General features: G+C 36.6%; 1 protein-coding gene and 1 pseudogene (1 of these 2 running past the window's edge). One reads left to right on the top strand and one right to left on the bottom strand.

All coding sequences use genetic code 11. From position 1 onward, the window contains the following. The first annotated feature begins 364 nt into the window (after positions 1-364). On the top strand, positions 365-586 hold the full coding sequence (locus C3Z13_RS06785; RefSeq protein WP_103853504.1) for a SlyX family protein: 222 nt from the start codon (positions 365-367) through the stop codon (positions 584-586). A gap of 72 nt (positions 587-658) precedes the next feature. Here the strand turns inward: C3Z13_RS06785 and C3Z13_RS06780 are convergent. Beyond that, positions 659-691 (bottom strand): annotated as a pseudogene (locus tag C3Z13_RS06780) (glutathione peroxidase); it runs 707 nt beyond the window's last position.

The raw sequence follows: 691 nt of genomic DNA, 5'->3' as shown, positions 1-691 counted from the left end.
TTTTTAACATTGTTTATCATCCTTTATAATGAGTCGGAATGTTTGATAGGTTAAATTGTCTTGAGCAATTTAACAACCATTATTTAGGGTCTATTGATAATTCATTGTACATTTGAGTTATCGTTTAAAATTAGCGCAATCGCGGCGCACTTCGAAACTAAGAGTGGCTCTCTTAATGAGAAGTGCAACAAAGAGTGCGCTAATTTTAAACCTAACCCGAAGGGCTGGGGCTATTTTTCGTGATAACTGCGTTGAATGTGGCTCGTTTAGAATAACTAAATTTCACCACATTCGCCTTATTCTCACAAAAAATAGCCTCCAGCTCAAATGTATAATGAATTATCAACAGACCCAAGGATTATTTATGCAAATTCAACTTGAGCAAGCAAAACAAATTGCCGAATTAGAAACAAAAGTGGCATTCCAAGAACACGCCATTGAAGAATTAAACCAAGCCTTGGTGGAACAACAATTTATGCTAGAGAAAATGCAGTTGCAACTGCGTCATTTAGCCGCGAAGTTAAAAGATTTACAACCGTCTAACATTGCAAGCCAAGCAGAAGAAACCCCGCCGCCGCATTATTAACGGCATAAAAAAGGCTAATCACAAGGATTAGCCAAAGGTTTTTATAGGAAGTTTCTAATTTATGCTATGGAGTTAGTTTTGGTTTGCGAAGTATTTTTCTAAATC

The sequence above is a fragment of the Avibacterium endocarditidis genome, assembly GCF_002921145.1.
GTDB classification, from domain to species: Bacteria; Pseudomonadota; Gammaproteobacteria; order Enterobacterales; family Pasteurellaceae; genus Avibacterium; species Avibacterium endocarditidis.
The sequence above is the reverse complement of the archived record's forward strand: the minus strand, read 5'-3'. Positions and strand labels throughout refer to the sequence as shown.